Source organism: Bradyrhizobium cosmicum, assembly GCF_032290525.1.
Taxonomy (GTDB): Bacteria; Pseudomonadota; Alphaproteobacteria; order Rhizobiales; family Xanthobacteraceae; genus Bradyrhizobium; species Bradyrhizobium cosmicum_A.
The window spans coordinates 1-254 of sequence record NZ_JASXTA010000377.1 but is presented as its reverse complement, the minus strand read 5'-3'; the positions used below and the strand labels follow the sequence as shown (position 1 = coordinate 254).

Annotated in this window: 1 protein-coding gene; it reads left to right on the top strand. The window is 63.0% G+C overall.

Annotated features, from left to right (window positions below; genetic code table 11):
* Positions 1-254 (top strand): hydantoinase B/oxoprolinase family protein (locus QSV46_RS40320; protein ID WP_314964257.1); only part of this gene is annotated, 254 nt, incomplete at both ends.

Below are 254 nucleotides of genomic sequence, written 5' to 3'. Positions count from 1 at the left end.
CAGATACTCAATTCCAGCCGTGATTTTTCGCTGGCGATCTGCGACACGAGCGGGCGACTGATCGCGCAGGCCGATCACCTGCCGGTTCATGTCGGCGCGCTGCCATGGGCGACGCTCGCGGTCGAAGAACGCTTCAAGGACGTTAAACCCGGCGACGTGATCCTGCTCAACGATCCCTATTACGGCGGCAGCCATCTGCCTGATCTGACCGCCTTCGTGCCGGTGTTCGACGGCGAGCGGCGGCTGCTCTGGAC